Genomic DNA, 13,735 nt, shown 5'->3' with positions numbered 1-13,735 from the left:
AAATGCTAAAGGTTAAAAACATATCATTCGCTTACCATAAAGAAATCGTTCTAAGTAATGTATCATTTAATTTAAAAAAAGGTGAGAATCTTGCCATTGCTGGTGAAAGCGGCTCTGGGAAAAGTACGTTGTTAAAAGTATTATACGGAGAATACGACCTACTTGAAGGTGAAATTTTTTGGAAAGATCAACAAATCTTGGGCCCGAAATTTAACCTAATCATCGGACCCGATTTTATGAAATATGTGGCGCAAGAATTTAACTTAATGCCGTTTACTTCAGTTGAGAAAAATATAGGAGAATTCTTGTCTAATTTATACCCCGAAAAGAAAAAGCAACGTATTGATGAGCTTATCGAAGTAGTCGAATTACAAGACGTAGCCAAAGTAAAAGTAAAGTACTTAAGCGGCGGTCAAAAACAACGCGTAGCATTGGCTAGAGCCTTAGCAAAAGAGCCAGAAATATTATTATTAGACGAGCCTTTTAGTCATGTCGACAATTTAAAAAAGCAGTCATTACGGCGTAACTTATTTAATTATTTAAAAGAAAAAGAGATTACTACAATAGTTGCGACGCATGATAAAGATGATGTAATTTCTTACAGCGATACAATGCTGTTTTTATATCAGGGAGAATCGATTGCCTATAATACACCAGAAGAACTGTACAAACAACCTAAAAATAAATTAATAGCGTCTTTTTTTGATGAGTTTAATGAATTTAAAGTATCTGAATTTACCAACGAAACTAAATTCGGAACTTTTATAGTATATCCGCATCAACTAAAAATTGTAGAAAAATCAAAATTCAAAGCCGAAGTAAAACACTCATATTATCGAGGTAATCACTATTTAATTGAAGCCGATTTTAAAGGTAAATTCATTTTTATAAAAAGTGATAAGCAGCATGTAGGTACTGTTCATTTTGAGATTTCAGAAGAATTGAAAAAATAGAGGTTTTATTTAACAACCTAAAGCACTTCTTTAATCGTTAATTGTTTTTGAAAATAAACTAGCTCTCCTTCCTTTTTACCTAATAACAATTTTCCAATTGGCGAACTACTAGAAATAGCATAGTATGATTTGTCTTCTATTGTTAATTGACCAGCACTAATCGATAAAAAATAATTTGCCTTATCTGTAAGAACAACACTACCTAATGAAACTATGTCTGAATGTTTGGAAACATTTATTCGTTTTAAAACTGATTTCATAGCATGAACAGCGCCTAACTGTTGACTCGCTTTTTCCATTTCTAATTGCAGCATTGCTCTACCCGTTTCATGCTTGTCTCCCGCACTACTTTTTGTTTCAGAATTAAGGGCTTCTTGATGAGAGTGTATGGTTTGAAGAACAGTCGCTTCTTTTTTTCGAGAAAAATCAACACAAGCATTATACAATTGTTCTTTGATTAAAATTTTCAAAACTATTTTTTAAAAATCGATGAATATATTTTTCCTACCAGTGCATTTCCTAAAGGAAAGTACAAAGCGAAAAACAAGGCCATGCCTAAACTAAAATTTCGAATATTGAATAATTTATCCAAAATATTATTAGGGTATGCATAAGAACTTTCTAGCGCATAGCCTCCAAATTCTAATAATCCCATAGCGATCAATCCGTAAGCATATTGCATATGAAAAGGTAAACCGCGTAATAGCAAGGAAATAGGAATCATATATACAATGTACACAGTAATAATCTGCCACCAATAGGTAAATCGAGCGATTTCGGTAGCTGCGCCTACTTTATCCATCATAAAACCCCATATAAAATAGACTATTATATAGACAATTATAAGTCTCGTATCGACATTTAGTTTTGATTTTGCATACGCTAAAAATTTATTCATAAATAGTTAATTTAAAATGGCATAAGCCCCATAATTACCATGATGCGATATTGAAAAAGACATCTCTAAAACCCTATTATTTTTATATAGTTTCGGAATACCAAATACATCTTTCTTTATTTTTAATGTACTTCTAGAAATTCCTTTCTTCTCGGCTACTTTAGTTATCAATTTTGTGTAGGATTGTTGACGCTGTTCTGCATAGTTAACATCCGTTATAAAACAATTCGTATCAAATACATCATTTTCACTTAACGTTGCCGTTGAATGAATATAATCTGATGTACCATTCGAGGTAATCTTGAAATCTTGTTTATTAATTTTAACAATCCATTTATTCTGAGGCTTTAGAGAACATTCTATTTTTTTTGGATTAAAAAACCGCTTTGGAAATTTTTGCACATATGCCTTATACGCACTTTCTTTCATACTCCACAAAAGCCATACAGTTTTAAAAGGATTATTTGAATTTAGAACATAGCGTTTTTCAAATTCAGAAAACACTTTGTCTAAAAAGCCTCTGCGCTGCCAATTGCTTTGAGCAGCAGCTAACTTTAGATCAACAATATCATTACCAATCATTTATCAGCTAGTTTGGATGTAATAATATCGATTGCAGATTTTACATTCAGCATTTTTTCTATTGAGTCGTTATCTATCTCTATATCAAATTCATCTTCAACATCTAGTACCACATCTACTAAATTTGCTGAATTTATTTTTAAATCGTTAATGAAATCTGTTTCTTCAGTTAGCTTTTCGAAAGCTGCTTCATCTTGAATATATGGTTTTACAATTTTCTTTAATGAAATAATGAGTTCGTCTTTTGTCATTTATATGTTATTAGTATTTAAGTTCTTACTTATTAAAAAGGATATTTTTTAAAAATCACACATGCATTGACATCTCCAAAGCCAAAGCTTGCTTTTGCTATTACATTTAGTTTCTTTTCAATTATTGTATTAGAAATTTTATCAGTATCAATTATTTTTTCTATTTCTGGATGTAAATCTTCACAGTTAACAGCTGGAAATATAAACCCTTCATTTAACTGAATTACTGACGCTACACTTTCTATAGAACCTGCTCCTGCTAAACAATGCCCAATCATAGATTTTAGAGATTGAATATAGGGAAAATCCTTGTTTTTTCTTTGTAGGGCGTTCGACCAACTTTTAACCTCTGAAGCATCTTTACCCGTTGCAGTTAAGTGACCATTTATTAAGTCAATTTCATCTGATTTTATCCCCGAATTCTTAATTGCCGCGTGTAAACAAAGCGCTACTGCTTTTGAGTTTGGTGCCGTCATCGTACCACCATTTCGTTGCCCTCCAGAATTCACGGCACCTCCTAGTATTTCTGCATAAATTCTTGCGCCACGCTTTTCTGCGCTCTCTAAAGATTCAAGAATTAATGCACCACCACCGCTACCTGGTACAAATCCAGCAGCCGAGGCACTCATAGGGCGTGAAGCTCTTTCGGGTTCTTTATTATTTTTGTAATTCATAACGCGCATGGCATCAAACGGTCCCCATACATAGGGTCCATATCCGTTACAACTACCTACCAACATACGCTTCGCCTTACCCATTTGAATACGTTCAAAACCCATTATGATAGCTTCAGTACCTGTTGAACAAGCTGAAGAGTTTGTAGTTACTTGATTTCCCAATCCTAGAATTCCTCCTAAGTAAGCACTCACTCCACTTGCCATCGTTTGCGCTACTACTGTACTTCCTAAGCGACGAACGTTACCTGCATCTAATTTATAAACCGATTCTCTAAATTTATCAACTCCTGAGGTTCCAGCACCAAACACAATTCCGCTATCAAAATCTACTTTATCACTTATAGTCAAACCTGCATCTTTCCATGCATCCATTCCTGCCATGCATCCATACAGTATATCTGGTGCATTAAAATTTCTAAGCTGTAGCTCTGTAAAATAATTTCGTTTTAGTTCTTCCGATACATCGGGAATACCACCAATACAACAAGAAAAATTAAGATCTTGCAATTCTTGATAGAATTGAATTCCTGAAATTCCTTTTTTAATTGCTTTTGTGAATGCCTCTTTACCAACGCCATTTGGAGCGACAACACCTAAGCCTGTAATTACAACTCTTTTCATTTGCTTAAAATTTAATCATTCCGGCAATGGTTCCTCTACACACCAATTCCTCTTTCGCATTGAATAATTTCACCTTGCATTTTAGTTTATTAAATCTAAAATATTCCTTTTCGGAAATCACAGTAATCTTTTCATTTGGATAAACGGGTACATAAAAATCAACTTGATTAGAAGTCAATGCTATTTTAGGAAAACCAGATTTCGTTATATACGCTCTCAGCAAATAAATACCTAGACAAACCACCCCAATTTGTGCCATGGCTTCTGTTAAAATTACACCCGGTGTAATTGGATTATCTTTAAAATGACCTTTATAGAAATAGGCATCTTCTCTAAAAGTATATGAACCTTGAACGCCTTCTTCTGTAATTGCTGTTAATTCGTCAACAAATAAAAAAGGTTCTTGATACGGTAATACTGCTATAATTTCTTGTTCGGTCATCTAACTAATATGTTCTCCTCCATCTACTGGTATAATAGTTCCGTTAATCCATGCGGCCTCATCTCTACTTAACAGATATACCACATCGGCAACATTTTCTGGCTGGGTTAATCGTTTAAAAGGATTTCTTAATAATGAATGCGCTTTAATTTTATCACTATCTGGTATTATTCTTAGAGAAGCTGTATCGGTAACACCCGCTTGAATACAATTCGCTCTAATACCGTAAGGCGCAAATTCTAAAGCAATATTTCTAGTAATTGCTTCTAATGCTGTTTTGGCAGCAGAAACGGCTGCATAATTTTTCCAAGCTTTCGTATTACCCTCACTCGTAAAACTGATGATTCGTGCATCTGAAGCAAATAAATTTGCAGTAAATAAAGCTTGGGTCCAATCATATAAACTTATCGCCATGGCATCTATGGTCAAATGAAAATCATCATTCTTTAGATTAGGTTTCTCGTCTGAAATCATTGGTTTTAAATTGCCTTTTGCTACACTATGTACAAGCATTCGAACTTTAGCTTTATCTCCTAATTTAGTTTTCAACTGATTAATAATCTCTACTCTTTTTTCTTCTTTAAAAGCATCTTCATTAAATGTTACCAACTCAATTCCTTCTTTGCTAATACTAGCAAATTCTTTTTCAATTTCAGCTAATTCGCTTCTTCGATTTCTGTGAATGATACAAACATGCATGCCATGTTTAGCAAGCTTTTTCGCTGTTGCTAAACCCAATCCGCTTGAGCCTCCTAAAATAATTGCCCAATAGTTTTTATCTAGAAATTCTTTTACCATATTCATTTTCCACGAAAGTGGAGATCTTTTTAGTTACCATTCTATGAGTATTCGTTGTGCAGAAAAACCTGGACCAAAACTGAGCATGAGCCCTTTATCACCTTTCGATACATCTTTATCTAAAAATCGTTCTAAAACATATAAGATTGTAGCACTAGACATATTACCGTATAGTCGCAACACTTCTTTTGTGTCTTCAATGCTTTTCCCTAAAGATCCGAATAAATTATCAACTGTTTGCACGATTTTCTTTCCTCCAGGGTGAAAGATTAAATGGTTTACATCCTCAATGGTACAATTATTTCGTTCTAAAAAAGGATGGACAATCTTAGGAAAATGTTCGGCAATCGTTTCTGGCACAGATTGATCAAGCACCATTTGTAAGCCAGTATCAACCAAATTAAATCCCATCATTTTCTCTGCATTATAAAAATGATACATAGCTTCATCGAGAATTTCTGGACCACTATCCTCTTCATGTGAAGATAAAATAACACTTGCAGCACCATCGCCAAAAATAGCAGCACTTACAATATTGACCATAGAAAAATCATTGATCTGAAAAGTTGCCATAGGTGATTCAACAGCAATTACAGCAGCTCTTTTATTGGGGTTTGCCTTTAAGAAATTCTTTGCATAGATCATTCCAGAAACTCCAGCAGCACAACCCATTTCTGTGACTGGCAGTCGAACGATATCCTGCTTCATTTGTAATCTATTAATTAAATAGGCATCTAATGACGGAATCATAATACCTGTGCAACTTACTGTAATAATATAATCAATATCACGTGCTACCAATCCAGACTTATCTAGTGATTTTTTGAGCGCACTTTCTGCTAATTTTATAGATTCTTTAGCATAGATCGCATTCTTTTCGGCGAAAGAGCTATCTAAAAATACGGTTTCAGCATCAAGCATTGAATACCTTCGATCTACTCCTGCATTTTCGAAAATCTTAAGCGCTTTACGTTGAAAACGTTCTTCTTGACCAGAAAGCCATGCTCTTACATAGGGTAATATTTCCTCAGTATTCTTCGTAAATTGTGGTAATTGCTTGGCTACAGAAAGTATTTTTACACGCATATTATTTATTAATGATCCATTGGTAACGGAAAGCCCATTTCCATTTAATACTACTATTACTATTTATTTTATTTGCTAAAACTTCTAATTCCTTTTTTTTAAATCCTCTTAAAATAGAAACCAATCCGTCGTGTTGTACCATAGTATTACCTATAAAAAAACTTACTATTTTAAAAAGATAGTAAGCCAACCTGTGACGATGTAAGTCATTTATAATTACCCCTATATCAGCTTTCGATTTTAGTTGTTGTAACAGGCCAATTATTTGTGCTTCTTTAAAATGATGCACAAATAATGTTGCCAAAGCAATGTCATATTTAAGTGTATTAAAATTATCTTTAAACACATCTAATTCATGAAAGCTGATATTATCAAATGCTACAGATAATTCTCTCGCTACATCAATGGTAAATTGATTGGCATCGATACCTATTAACTCAAACTTAAAACCATTGCGCAATCCATAATTCGAAATTTCACGAAGCATATCACCATTACCACAACCCAAATCAATAATAGTAATTACTTGATTTTTATCGGTAGTTTTAAGCAATTGCTTGAGTCCATTTAAAGTTACATTATTTCCACCTAAACGTTTATTAATTATAGCAATTTTATTTAGTGTATCACGAAGTAATTCCCCTTTCATGTTCAGATCATCCATCAACTCAATTTCAGAACTTCTATATCTAGTATCTACAAATAGGTTCATGCTATTACGAGTGGTTTACCGTGAGTTCTTTTAATAATTTTTGGTAAGATGTTTGGCACAAATCTTATACCAGATAATAGCAATTGTGAAGTAGTATCTAATCGAAAAAGGCTGGCCAATACTCTACCTGTTTTCAATCTAATTTCAAATTCTTGATTCCATCTCTTTTGATAACTGATTTCTAACTCAGCACGTGAAACGATCTTACCTGAAAAGTATTTGTAAATTAAAGATGATACTATTTGTGCGCTTTGAATTGCCATACTCATACCATTACCGCAAAGCGGATGTATCATACCTGCACTGTCGCCACACATTAGTATATGATCTTCAATCAATCTCTTATTTGAAAAATTTATTTGACTAATGGTTAAAGACTCAGCAAAAACTGGTGACGTGTTTTCAAAAAATTTTTTTAAATGCGGATTTTTGCATAACACTTCTTTTTGAAAATTGTCAATATTCTTATATTTTTTAAATGCATGATAATCTGCAATATAACATACATTTATATGATCATTCTCTACCTTTGAAATCCCACAATAGCCTCCCTTAAAATTATGTAGTGCTACTACATCTTCAGGAAATTTACCAGTATAATGTGCTTTTACCGCTAGGTACGGTGAACTTTTCGCTATAAATTTTCTATTCAAATTTTTATCTAGGTTACTTCGTTTTCCGTAAGCTCCAACAACCATTGATGTAGTATAAGTTAGACCACCTTTTGTTTTAATAGTGAAAAGCTCATTTTGAAATTGAACATTTAAAACGGTATCACTTATCACGATCACACCATTTTCTTTAGCTCTTTTAACCAAAGCTGAATCGAAAGCATAACGACTTAAACCGAAACCTCCATTAGACAATTGTGATGTTATTATTTTACCTTTTGAAGTACTTAATAGAAACTTGTCAATTTTCTTAGCGCCTAAATCAAAAGGATTAAAACCTATTGAATTGAGAAAAGGTAACACTTCATTCGATACATATTCACCGCATACCTTATGTTTAGGGTAACTATTCTTTTCTATGAGAAGAATACGAAGTCCTTTTTGAGAAAGTGCGATCGCTGAGCATAATCCAGCTAAGCCACCGCCAATAATTACAATGTTATTGTTCATCCTTTTTTAACTGTGAATTGTACTGTTGCTTTTACCTTATCTGATAAAATCCAACTTCTACCTCCTACACCATATTCTTTTCTACTTATGGTAAAGTTAGAAACTACAGTTATATGATTATCCTTGTCAGCTATCACTAAAGGTAATTGTACTGTTTTAGTTACTTTTTTGATAGTGAGTTTTCCATGAAGGATATAATTAACGTCAGATTTCTTTTCAATTTTAGTGGATGAAAACACTATAACAGGATAAGTAGCTACATCAAAATAATCATCTTCTAGCAAATGCTTATCCCGTTTTTTAATGCCCGTATCAATCGATTTTACCTGAATATTCACATTTAGGAAACTATTTTCAAGATCACTTACATTAAAATAACCTGTTATCGAACTTTCTCGAAAAGTACCTTTTGCATACCTGCCTATGTTTTTAATCTTAAAACTTATCTTGCTTTGCGCTATATTTTCTTGCTGTGCTACAAGAAAACTAGCATTAAGTAATAAAAAGATGCTTACTAATACTAATCGCATATATATATTGCTTTATAATTTTGACGGTTCGAATTGTCAATCATTTCAAAAGCTCTACCAATTCTTTTCCAACACTAGTGCCAATTGCAATTCCCATTCCACCAAGTCTTACTCCACAATATACATTATTACTTGTTTGTTTAACAATTGCCTTCTTTTGATTGCCCACACCCATAATACCACTCCAGGCAGTATCTATTTCAACATCTGTTTCGGGTAAAATTGTCGTTTTTAACAATTCTTTGAGTTTGTCTTGCACTAATTTTGTTTGTCCAAACTCATTGGTTTCTTCTGTTTTAAAATCTAAATTTCTACCGCCTCCAAAAAGTATTCTATCGTCTATATTCCTAAAATAATAATACCCTCTATCGAGATGAAAGGTTCCTTTAATATGTAAATTTTTAATAGGCTTTGTTATTACTACTTGTGCACGAGCCGGTTTTACATCTTCTTTCAGCAACTGATTCGCAAATCCATTTGTAGTAATAAATAACTTTTGAGTTCTAAACTCATTTTGGATTGTTTTTATCGTCACCGCATTTTTTAAATCTGAAAAATCTTCAACAGTAGTACTATTTAGAATCTTTACTCCTAACGATTGTACTTTTTCAAGCAAAGATTCGATCATCTTGCCAGTATCTATTTGTCCTTCAAAAGCGTTAAAAGAATATGCTCCAATAATATTTTTAAAATGAAATGAATTATCTCTAAATGAAAATACGTTTTTATTAAATAATGGCTTTAGTAGCTTGTTAATACTATTATTCTTTGACAAACAATGCTGATACACTTCTTTATCTGTAAACAATTCATAACTTCCATACTGTTTAAAATCAATAGCTTTATCCCCTAAATTTTCTCTTAAAAGTTGTAATCCGTTCCAACGCTGTTTTACCAAATTAAAAACTTCTTCTTCAGAATGTGATTTTAAGTCTTCGATTAGTTCAGACAAGCTACCAAAACAGGCAAATCCTGCATTTTTGGTACTGGCTCCCTGTGGTAATATTCCTTTTTCAAGAATTAAAATTTTTGCTTTAGGATGCTTCTTCTTTAAATACAACGCACAATTTAAGCCTACAATACCACTACCAATTATGGTAAAATCAACATTTGAAAACCAAGATTTTTGTTCCCAATAACTAAGATTCATGTTTTAAAGATAAGTGAATTTTTAGCTGTAAAAATGTTATTTTAGAGCAAAATTATTTCTGATGAATAAAAACAGGTGCTCTTGGTGTGGTGATGATCCTTTATACGTTGCATACCATGATAAGGAATGGGGAAAACCAGTATATGATGATGATACTTTATTTGAGTTTCTAATTTTGGAAACTTTTCAAGCTGGATTGAGCTGGATCACCGTCTTGCGTAAACGCGAAAATTTTCGAAAAGCATTTGATAATTTCGATTATAAAAAAATTGCTAATTATGATGAAATTAAATATGAAGCGTTATTGCATGATGCAGGTATCATCAGAAATAAGTTAAAAATAAAAGCTACGATTAGCAATGCGCAAGCATTCATGAAAATTCAAGAAGAATTCGGATCGTTTTCAAAATACATTTGGGATTTCACTAATGGCAAACCCATTAAAAATTCTTTTGAAACAATGAAAGAAGTACCCGCTACAACTGAACTTTCAGATAAAATTTCTAAAGATCTTAAAAAGCGTGGTTTTAAATTCGTGGGTTCAACGGTGATCTATGCGCATATGCAAGCAACCGGGATGGTAAATGATCATACTACGGATTGCTTTCGGTATAATGGAGTATAGTTTTTGTTGATTTGTTTTATCGAGTATTCATTAATTCATATAACCAAATTAACAAATACACAATTAAACAGTTACTTTATTGGAATATAAATCTCAGTAATCCAATCTGCTGGGTTCGGAAATTCCATCGGGTCATTTTTATAAACCTCTAAAGCAGGTTGACCCTGCACTTCTACTAAATTAGTATCTTTTATATACTTATCTGAGGTTGTCCAAGCTTCAAATAAATTTGAATAATTTCCTGTTAAGGTTGTTTTTAAAGCTTTAAATGGCTTTAATTCACCAGTTAAAATACCACTATCATTATCTGTAATAACCTTTTCAGAAACAGGCACGGCACATGAGAAAATAACGGCATTATTTTCTTGATCAAACTTATGGTATAATGAAAAAGCCGGACCTGCCATGGTAATTTTATTTTTCATAGCATAAGCTCCTACTTTCGGCATCATTTCAGCCATTTTAGCTGGCATTTCATCTATTTTACATGAGGTAGTTTTGTACAAATAATACCCTCCGCCATGTATAACTTCACCATCAACTGTTATGCTATATTTTTTCATATCGACTTGAATCACGCTATCAAGCTTTGCTAAACCTTTATCATAATCAGGACCTACATTCGCGTCCATCTTACTCGCCATATATCTGGCCATGAAAGGCATTTCCCCTTTCATACCCCAAGTTACTTCTGTAGCCTGTCCATCACTAGAAGGTTTGAACTTCCAATAAATATTAGATTGGGTTTCCCATGGTTTTGTAAAGATAATCTCTTGAGAAATAGAGTCATTCTTTACACTCTCTAAAGTTCTCATACTTCCTGCACCAACATCATCATTATCACTATTCCAGCTGTATGATGCACCTTTACCCGATGTTACGCCTGCATACGTCAACTTTGTTTCAGGGTCTTTGTATAACCAAGGCGACCAACTTTCCCAAGTTTTGTATTCATTTACCTTATCAAAAACAACGCCTATCGGTGCATTGATCGTTTTCGTTCTTTGTACATCATAATTACCATCTAAAGTAGCTAAATAAATAGCACCTCCTATTACAACAATTAACACAAGTAATAAGATATATTTTAAAATTTTCATTTTAGAATTTTTAGGTTAGTGAAACAAATATAATCAATTCATAAAACTTGGAGTTTACACTCCACTTTTCAAAAATAAAATTGTTATCATTGCTAAAATTTATTGAATGAAAGGTGTTGTTGTAAAATCTACAGGGAGTTGGTACACTGTTCGAACAGAAGATGGAAATTTTATAGACTGCCGTATTCGTGGTAAATTTAGAATTGAAGGCATAAAAAGCACCAATCCTGTTACTGTAGGTGATATTGTAGATATTCTTTTAGAAGATGGAAAAGAAAATGCCGTCATAACGAACATTTATGATCGCAAAAACTACATCATAAGAAAATCTGTTAACTTATCTAAACAGACGCATATAATTGCTGCTAATATTGATCAAGTATTTTTATTAGTAACCTTAAAAGAACCTCAAACTTTTACAAGCTTTATTGATCGCTTTTTAGCAACCGCAGAGGCTTATTCAATTCCTGCAATTTTACTATTCAATAAAATTGATATGTACGATGAAGAACTTATAGAAGAAAAAGAGAAACTTGAAAATATTTATTCGAAAATTGGTTACAAATGCTTGAGTGTTTCCGCGTTAAAAAATTTAAATATTAACAAGTTAAAAGAACTGATGGCTCATAAAGTGAATATGTTTTCTGGACATTCTGGTGTGGGCAAATCTACACTAATTAATACCATTTTTCCAGAACTTAACTTAAGAACAGCAGAAATTTCAAATCAACATAAACAAGGACAACATACCACTACCTTTGCCGAAATGTTCACATTACCTTTTGGTGGATATATTATTGATACTCCTGGCATCAAAGGTTTTGGTGTTGTAGATTTTGAAGAAGATGAAATCGGAGATTATTTTCCCGAGCTATTTGCATTAAAGCAGCAATGCAAATTTAACAACTGCTTGCATATAAATGAGCCCAGCTGTGCTGTGAAAGCGGCAGTTGAAAATGGAAATGTTGCTTTCTCCCGCTATAGAAGTTACCTACAGCTACTTGCTGGAGAAGATGAAAACTATAGAGTAGATATATACGAATAATATGAAAGCGGTTATTCAAAGAGTCTTAAAAGCTTCTGTTAGCGTAGATGATAAGATAGTTTCTTCTATTAATAATGGGTTATTAATACTTCTAGGTATAATAGATGATGACACCCGTGAAGATATATCATGGTTATCAAAAAAAATCATAAATCTGCGAATTTTTAATGATGCGCATGGTATAATGAATAACTCTTTGATGACTACAGGCGGAGATGCTATTGTCGTTAGTCAATTCACCTTACTAGCCAGCACAAAAAAAGGCAATCGCCCCTCTTATAGTAAAGCCTCAAAACCAGAAATTGCAATACCGTTATATGAACAATTTGTGCATCGAATAGAGCAAGATCTTGGTAAAAAAGTAAGAACGGGTGTTTTTGGAGCAGATATGAAAGTTGAATTAGTAAACGATGGACCCGTAACTATAATAATTGATTCAAAAAATAAAGAATGATTAATTTAGTTCACTTAGTTTTAATATCCCAATATCTTTTTTAATTCGTTCTATTTCTTTTTCATCTGTACCATCATAAAACCCTCTTATCTGTCGATTTTTATCAACTAGTATAAATTGTTCAGTATGAATAAAATCTTGGTCACCGCCATCACCTTCATCTAATACTGCAAAATAGGATTTACGCGCCAATTCATAAATATGCTTTTTATCTCCAGTAGTAATATTCCATTTTTTATCAATTACACCTTTAGCATCAGCATACATTCTGAGAATAGGAACACTATCCATAACAGGAGTTACAGAATGTGACAAAAACATAACGTCAGCATCATTTTTATAAATCTCTTGAAGTTTTGACATATTACTTGTCATAATAGGGCAAATTGTAGCACATCGTGTAAAGAAGAAATCAGCAATATAAATTTTGTTTTTATAATCAGTTTGAGTTATAGTATCTCCATTTTGGTTAATTAAACTAAAGTCAGCAATTTTATGATCTTTTTTTATGTGTTGTAAGGAAAAATCAACTAGTCTCGGATTCACATCTGAAGGGTTATATACTGGCAATGTATCTTTTGGCACTAATAACCAATAACCAATAACCACCGAAATAGCAAAAATGATCAGTATAATGATAACTGTTGATAAAGATTTTTTAAAAAAATTCAAGAGTATTTAATTTTTGTA

18 protein-coding genes are annotated in these 13,735 nt (G+C 32.6%); 4 read left to right on the top strand and 14 right to left on the bottom strand.

The window, feature by feature from the left end; all coding sequences use genetic code 11:
- The first annotated feature begins 2 nt into the window (after positions 1–2).
- On the top strand, positions 3–953 hold the full coding sequence (locus AC1EUY_RS02600) for an ABC transporter ATP-binding protein (protein ID WP_480193937.1): 951 nt from the start codon (positions 3–5) through the stop codon (positions 951–953).
- 17 nt (positions 954–970) lie between these two features.
- Here AC1EUY_RS02600 and AC1EUY_RS02595 read toward each other — a convergent pair whose 3' ends face one another.
- Genes AC1EUY_RS02595 through AC1EUY_RS02540 form a run of 12 tightly spaced genes read right to left on the bottom strand, consistent with a single transcriptional unit; the run spans position 971 to position 9,821 of the window.
- Entirely contained in the window at positions 971–1,423 is a 453-nt protein-coding gene (locus AC1EUY_RS02595; protein ID WP_480193936.1) for a 3-oxoacyl-ACP synthase, read from the bottom strand.
- Between the two features lie 2 nt (positions 1,424–1,425).
- A complete protein-coding gene (locus AC1EUY_RS02590) occupies positions 1,426–1,851 on the bottom strand; it encodes a hypothetical protein (protein ID WP_480193935.1) in 426 nt (141 codons plus the stop codon).
- 6 nt (positions 1,852–1,857) lie between these two features.
- Positions 1,858–2,433: a 4'-phosphopantetheinyl transferase family protein gene (locus tag AC1EUY_RS02585; RefSeq protein WP_480193934.1), complete on the bottom strand. Its 576-nt coding sequence runs from the start codon at positions 2,431–2,433 to the stop codon at positions 1,858–1,860.
- The gene (locus AC1EUY_RS02580) at positions 2,430–2,684 is read right to left on the bottom strand and encodes an acyl carrier protein (RefSeq protein WP_480193933.1); all 255 of its coding nucleotides are present in this window, start codon (positions 2,682–2,684) and stop codon (positions 2,430–2,432) included. Before AC1EUY_RS02580 ends, AC1EUY_RS02585 begins: the two co-directional genes overlap by 4 nt.
- A 32-nt stretch (positions 2,685–2,716) precedes the next feature.
- The gene (locus AC1EUY_RS02575; RefSeq protein ID WP_480193932.1) at positions 2,717–3,982 is read right to left on the bottom strand and encodes a beta-ketoacyl-[acyl-carrier-protein] synthase family protein; all 1,266 of its coding nucleotides are present in this window, start codon (positions 3,980–3,982) and stop codon (positions 2,717–2,719) included.
- A 4-nt stretch (positions 3,983–3,986) separates the two neighbouring features.
- The gene (locus AC1EUY_RS02570) at positions 3,987–4,424 is read right to left on the bottom strand and encodes a 3-hydroxyacyl-ACP dehydratase FabZ family protein (protein WP_480193931.1); all 438 of its coding nucleotides are present in this window, start codon (positions 4,422–4,424) and stop codon (positions 3,987–3,989) included.
- Positions 4,425–5,222 carry an enoyl-ACP reductase FabI gene (locus AC1EUY_RS02565; protein ID WP_480194057.1) on the bottom strand — a complete coding sequence of 266 codons (798 nt, stop codon included), beginning with the start codon at positions 5,220–5,222 and terminating at the stop codon, positions 4,425–4,427. It abuts the gene before it with no gap.
- A gap of 33 nt (positions 5,223–5,255) precedes the next feature.
- Positions 5,256–6,308, bottom strand: a complete 1,053-nt coding sequence (locus AC1EUY_RS02560; RefSeq protein ID WP_480193930.1) for a type III polyketide synthase — start codon at positions 6,306–6,308, stop codon at positions 5,256–5,258.
- A gap of 1 nt (position 6,309) precedes the next feature.
- On the bottom strand, positions 6,310–7,020 hold the full coding sequence (locus AC1EUY_RS02555; RefSeq protein ID WP_480193929.1) for a methyltransferase domain-containing protein: 711 nt from the start codon (positions 7,018–7,020) through the stop codon (positions 6,310–6,312).
- Positions 7,017–8,141: an NAD(P)/FAD-dependent oxidoreductase gene (locus AC1EUY_RS02550; protein WP_480193928.1), complete on the bottom strand. Its 1,125-nt coding sequence runs from the start codon at positions 8,139–8,141 to the stop codon at positions 7,017–7,019. The genes AC1EUY_RS02555 and AC1EUY_RS02550 overlap by 4 nt, the downstream gene beginning before the upstream one ends.
- Positions 8,138–8,671, bottom strand: a complete 534-nt coding sequence (locus AC1EUY_RS02545) for a YceI family protein (protein WP_480193927.1) — start codon at positions 8,669–8,671, stop codon at positions 8,138–8,140. The genes AC1EUY_RS02550 and AC1EUY_RS02545 overlap by 4 nt, the downstream gene beginning before the upstream one ends.
- Before the next feature lie 40 nt (positions 8,672–8,711).
- The gene (locus AC1EUY_RS02540) at positions 8,712–9,821 is read right to left on the bottom strand and encodes an NAD(P)/FAD-dependent oxidoreductase (protein WP_480193926.1); all 1,110 of its coding nucleotides are present in this window, start codon (positions 9,819–9,821) and stop codon (positions 8,712–8,714) included.
- Positions 9,822–9,882: 61 nt separating this feature from the next.
- Between AC1EUY_RS02540 and AC1EUY_RS02535 the strand changes: the two genes are divergently transcribed.
- Positions 9,883–10,446 (top strand): DNA-3-methyladenine glycosylase I, encoded by a 564-nt coding sequence (locus AC1EUY_RS02535; protein ID WP_480193925.1) that lies wholly within the window; start codon positions 9,883–9,885, stop codon positions 10,444–10,446.
- A 71-nt stretch (positions 10,447–10,517) separates the two neighbouring features.
- On the opposite strand, the gene AC1EUY_RS02530 is transcribed toward AC1EUY_RS02535, so the two are convergent.
- The gene (locus AC1EUY_RS02530; protein WP_480193924.1) at positions 10,518–11,546 is read right to left on the bottom strand and encodes an SRPBCC family protein; all 1,029 of its coding nucleotides are present in this window, start codon (positions 11,544–11,546) and stop codon (positions 10,518–10,520) included.
- Positions 11,547–11,652: 106 nt separating this feature from the next.
- Between AC1EUY_RS02530 and rsgA the strand changes: the two genes are divergently transcribed.
- Positions 11,653–12,591, top strand: a complete 939-nt coding sequence (gene rsgA, locus AC1EUY_RS02525; RefSeq protein ID WP_480193923.1) for a ribosome small subunit-dependent GTPase A — start codon at positions 11,653–11,655, stop codon at positions 12,589–12,591.
- A gap of 1 nt (position 12,592) precedes the next feature.
- Complete coding sequence (dtd, locus tag AC1EUY_RS02520) at positions 12,593–13,045, top strand: D-aminoacyl-tRNA deacylase (protein WP_480193922.1); 453 nt, start codon at positions 12,593–12,595, stop codon at positions 13,043–13,045.
- Here dtd and AC1EUY_RS02515 read toward each other — a convergent pair whose 3' ends face one another.
- The gene (locus tag AC1EUY_RS02515) at positions 13,046–13,723 is read right to left on the bottom strand and encodes an SCO family protein (protein ID WP_480194056.1); all 678 of its coding nucleotides are present in this window, start codon (positions 13,721–13,723) and stop codon (positions 13,046–13,048) included. It lies immediately after the preceding gene.
- Positions 13,724–13,735: the final 12 nt, after the last annotated feature.

This window comes from Maritimimonas sp. 2210JD6-3, assembly GCF_056591795.1.
This window is presented reverse-complemented; position numbering and strand designations above follow the sequence as displayed.

Bases quoted from the DNA above. Each gene is read 5' to 3' on its own strand.
- AC1EUY_RS02600 (WP_480193937.1), top strand. From the start codon at position 3: ATGCTAAAGGTTAAAAACATATCATTCGCTTACCATAAAGAAATCGTT.
- AC1EUY_RS02590 (WP_480193935.1), bottom strand. From the start codon at position 1,851: ATGAATAAATTTTTAGCGTATGCAAAATCAAAACTAAATGTCGATACG.
- AC1EUY_RS02530 (WP_480193924.1), bottom strand. From the start codon at position 11,546: ATGAAAATTTTAAAATATATCTTATTACTTGTGTTAATTGTTGTAATA.
- dtd (WP_480193922.1), top strand. From the start codon at position 12,593: ATGAAAGCGGTTATTCAAAGAGTCTTAAAAGCTTCTGTTAGCGTAGAT.
- AC1EUY_RS02575 (WP_480193932.1), bottom strand. From the start codon at position 3,982: ATGAAAAGAGTTGTAATTACAGGCTTAGGTGTTGTCGCTCCAAATGGC.
- AC1EUY_RS02535 (WP_480193925.1), top strand. From the start codon at position 9,883: ATGAATAAAAACAGGTGCTCTTGGTGTGGTGATGATCCTTTATACGTT.
- AC1EUY_RS02540 (WP_480193926.1), bottom strand. From the start codon at position 9,821: ATGAATCTTAGTTATTGGGAACAAAAATCTTGGTTTTCAAATGTTGAT.
- AC1EUY_RS02570 (WP_480193931.1), bottom strand. From the start codon at position 4,424: ATGACCGAACAAGAAATTATAGCAGTATTACCGTATCAAGAACCTTTT.
- rsgA (WP_480193923.1), top strand. From the start codon at position 11,653: ATGAAAGGTGTTGTTGTAAAATCTACAGGGAGTTGGTACACTGTTCGA.
- AC1EUY_RS02585 (WP_480193934.1), bottom strand. From the start codon at position 2,433: ATGATTGGTAATGATATTGTTGATCTAAAGTTAGCTGCTGCTCAAAGC.
- AC1EUY_RS02565 (WP_480194057.1), bottom strand. From the start codon at position 5,222: ATGGTAAAAGAATTTCTAGATAAAAACTATTGGGCAATTATTTTAGGA.
- AC1EUY_RS02545 (WP_480193927.1), bottom strand. From the start codon at position 8,671: ATGCGATTAGTATTAGTAAGCATCTTTTTATTACTTAATGCTAGTTTT.
- AC1EUY_RS02555 (WP_480193929.1), bottom strand. From the start codon at position 7,020: ATGAACCTATTTGTAGATACTAGATATAGAAGTTCTGAAATTGAGTTG.
- AC1EUY_RS02560 (WP_480193930.1), bottom strand. From the start codon at position 6,308: ATGCGTGTAAAAATACTTTCTGTAGCCAAGCAATTACCACAATTTACG.
- AC1EUY_RS02580 (WP_480193933.1), bottom strand. From the start codon at position 2,684: ATGACAAAAGACGAACTCATTATTTCATTAAAGAAAATTGTAAAACCA.
- AC1EUY_RS02550 (WP_480193928.1), bottom strand. From the start codon at position 8,141: ATGAACAATAACATTGTAATTATTGGCGGTGGCTTAGCTGGATTATGC.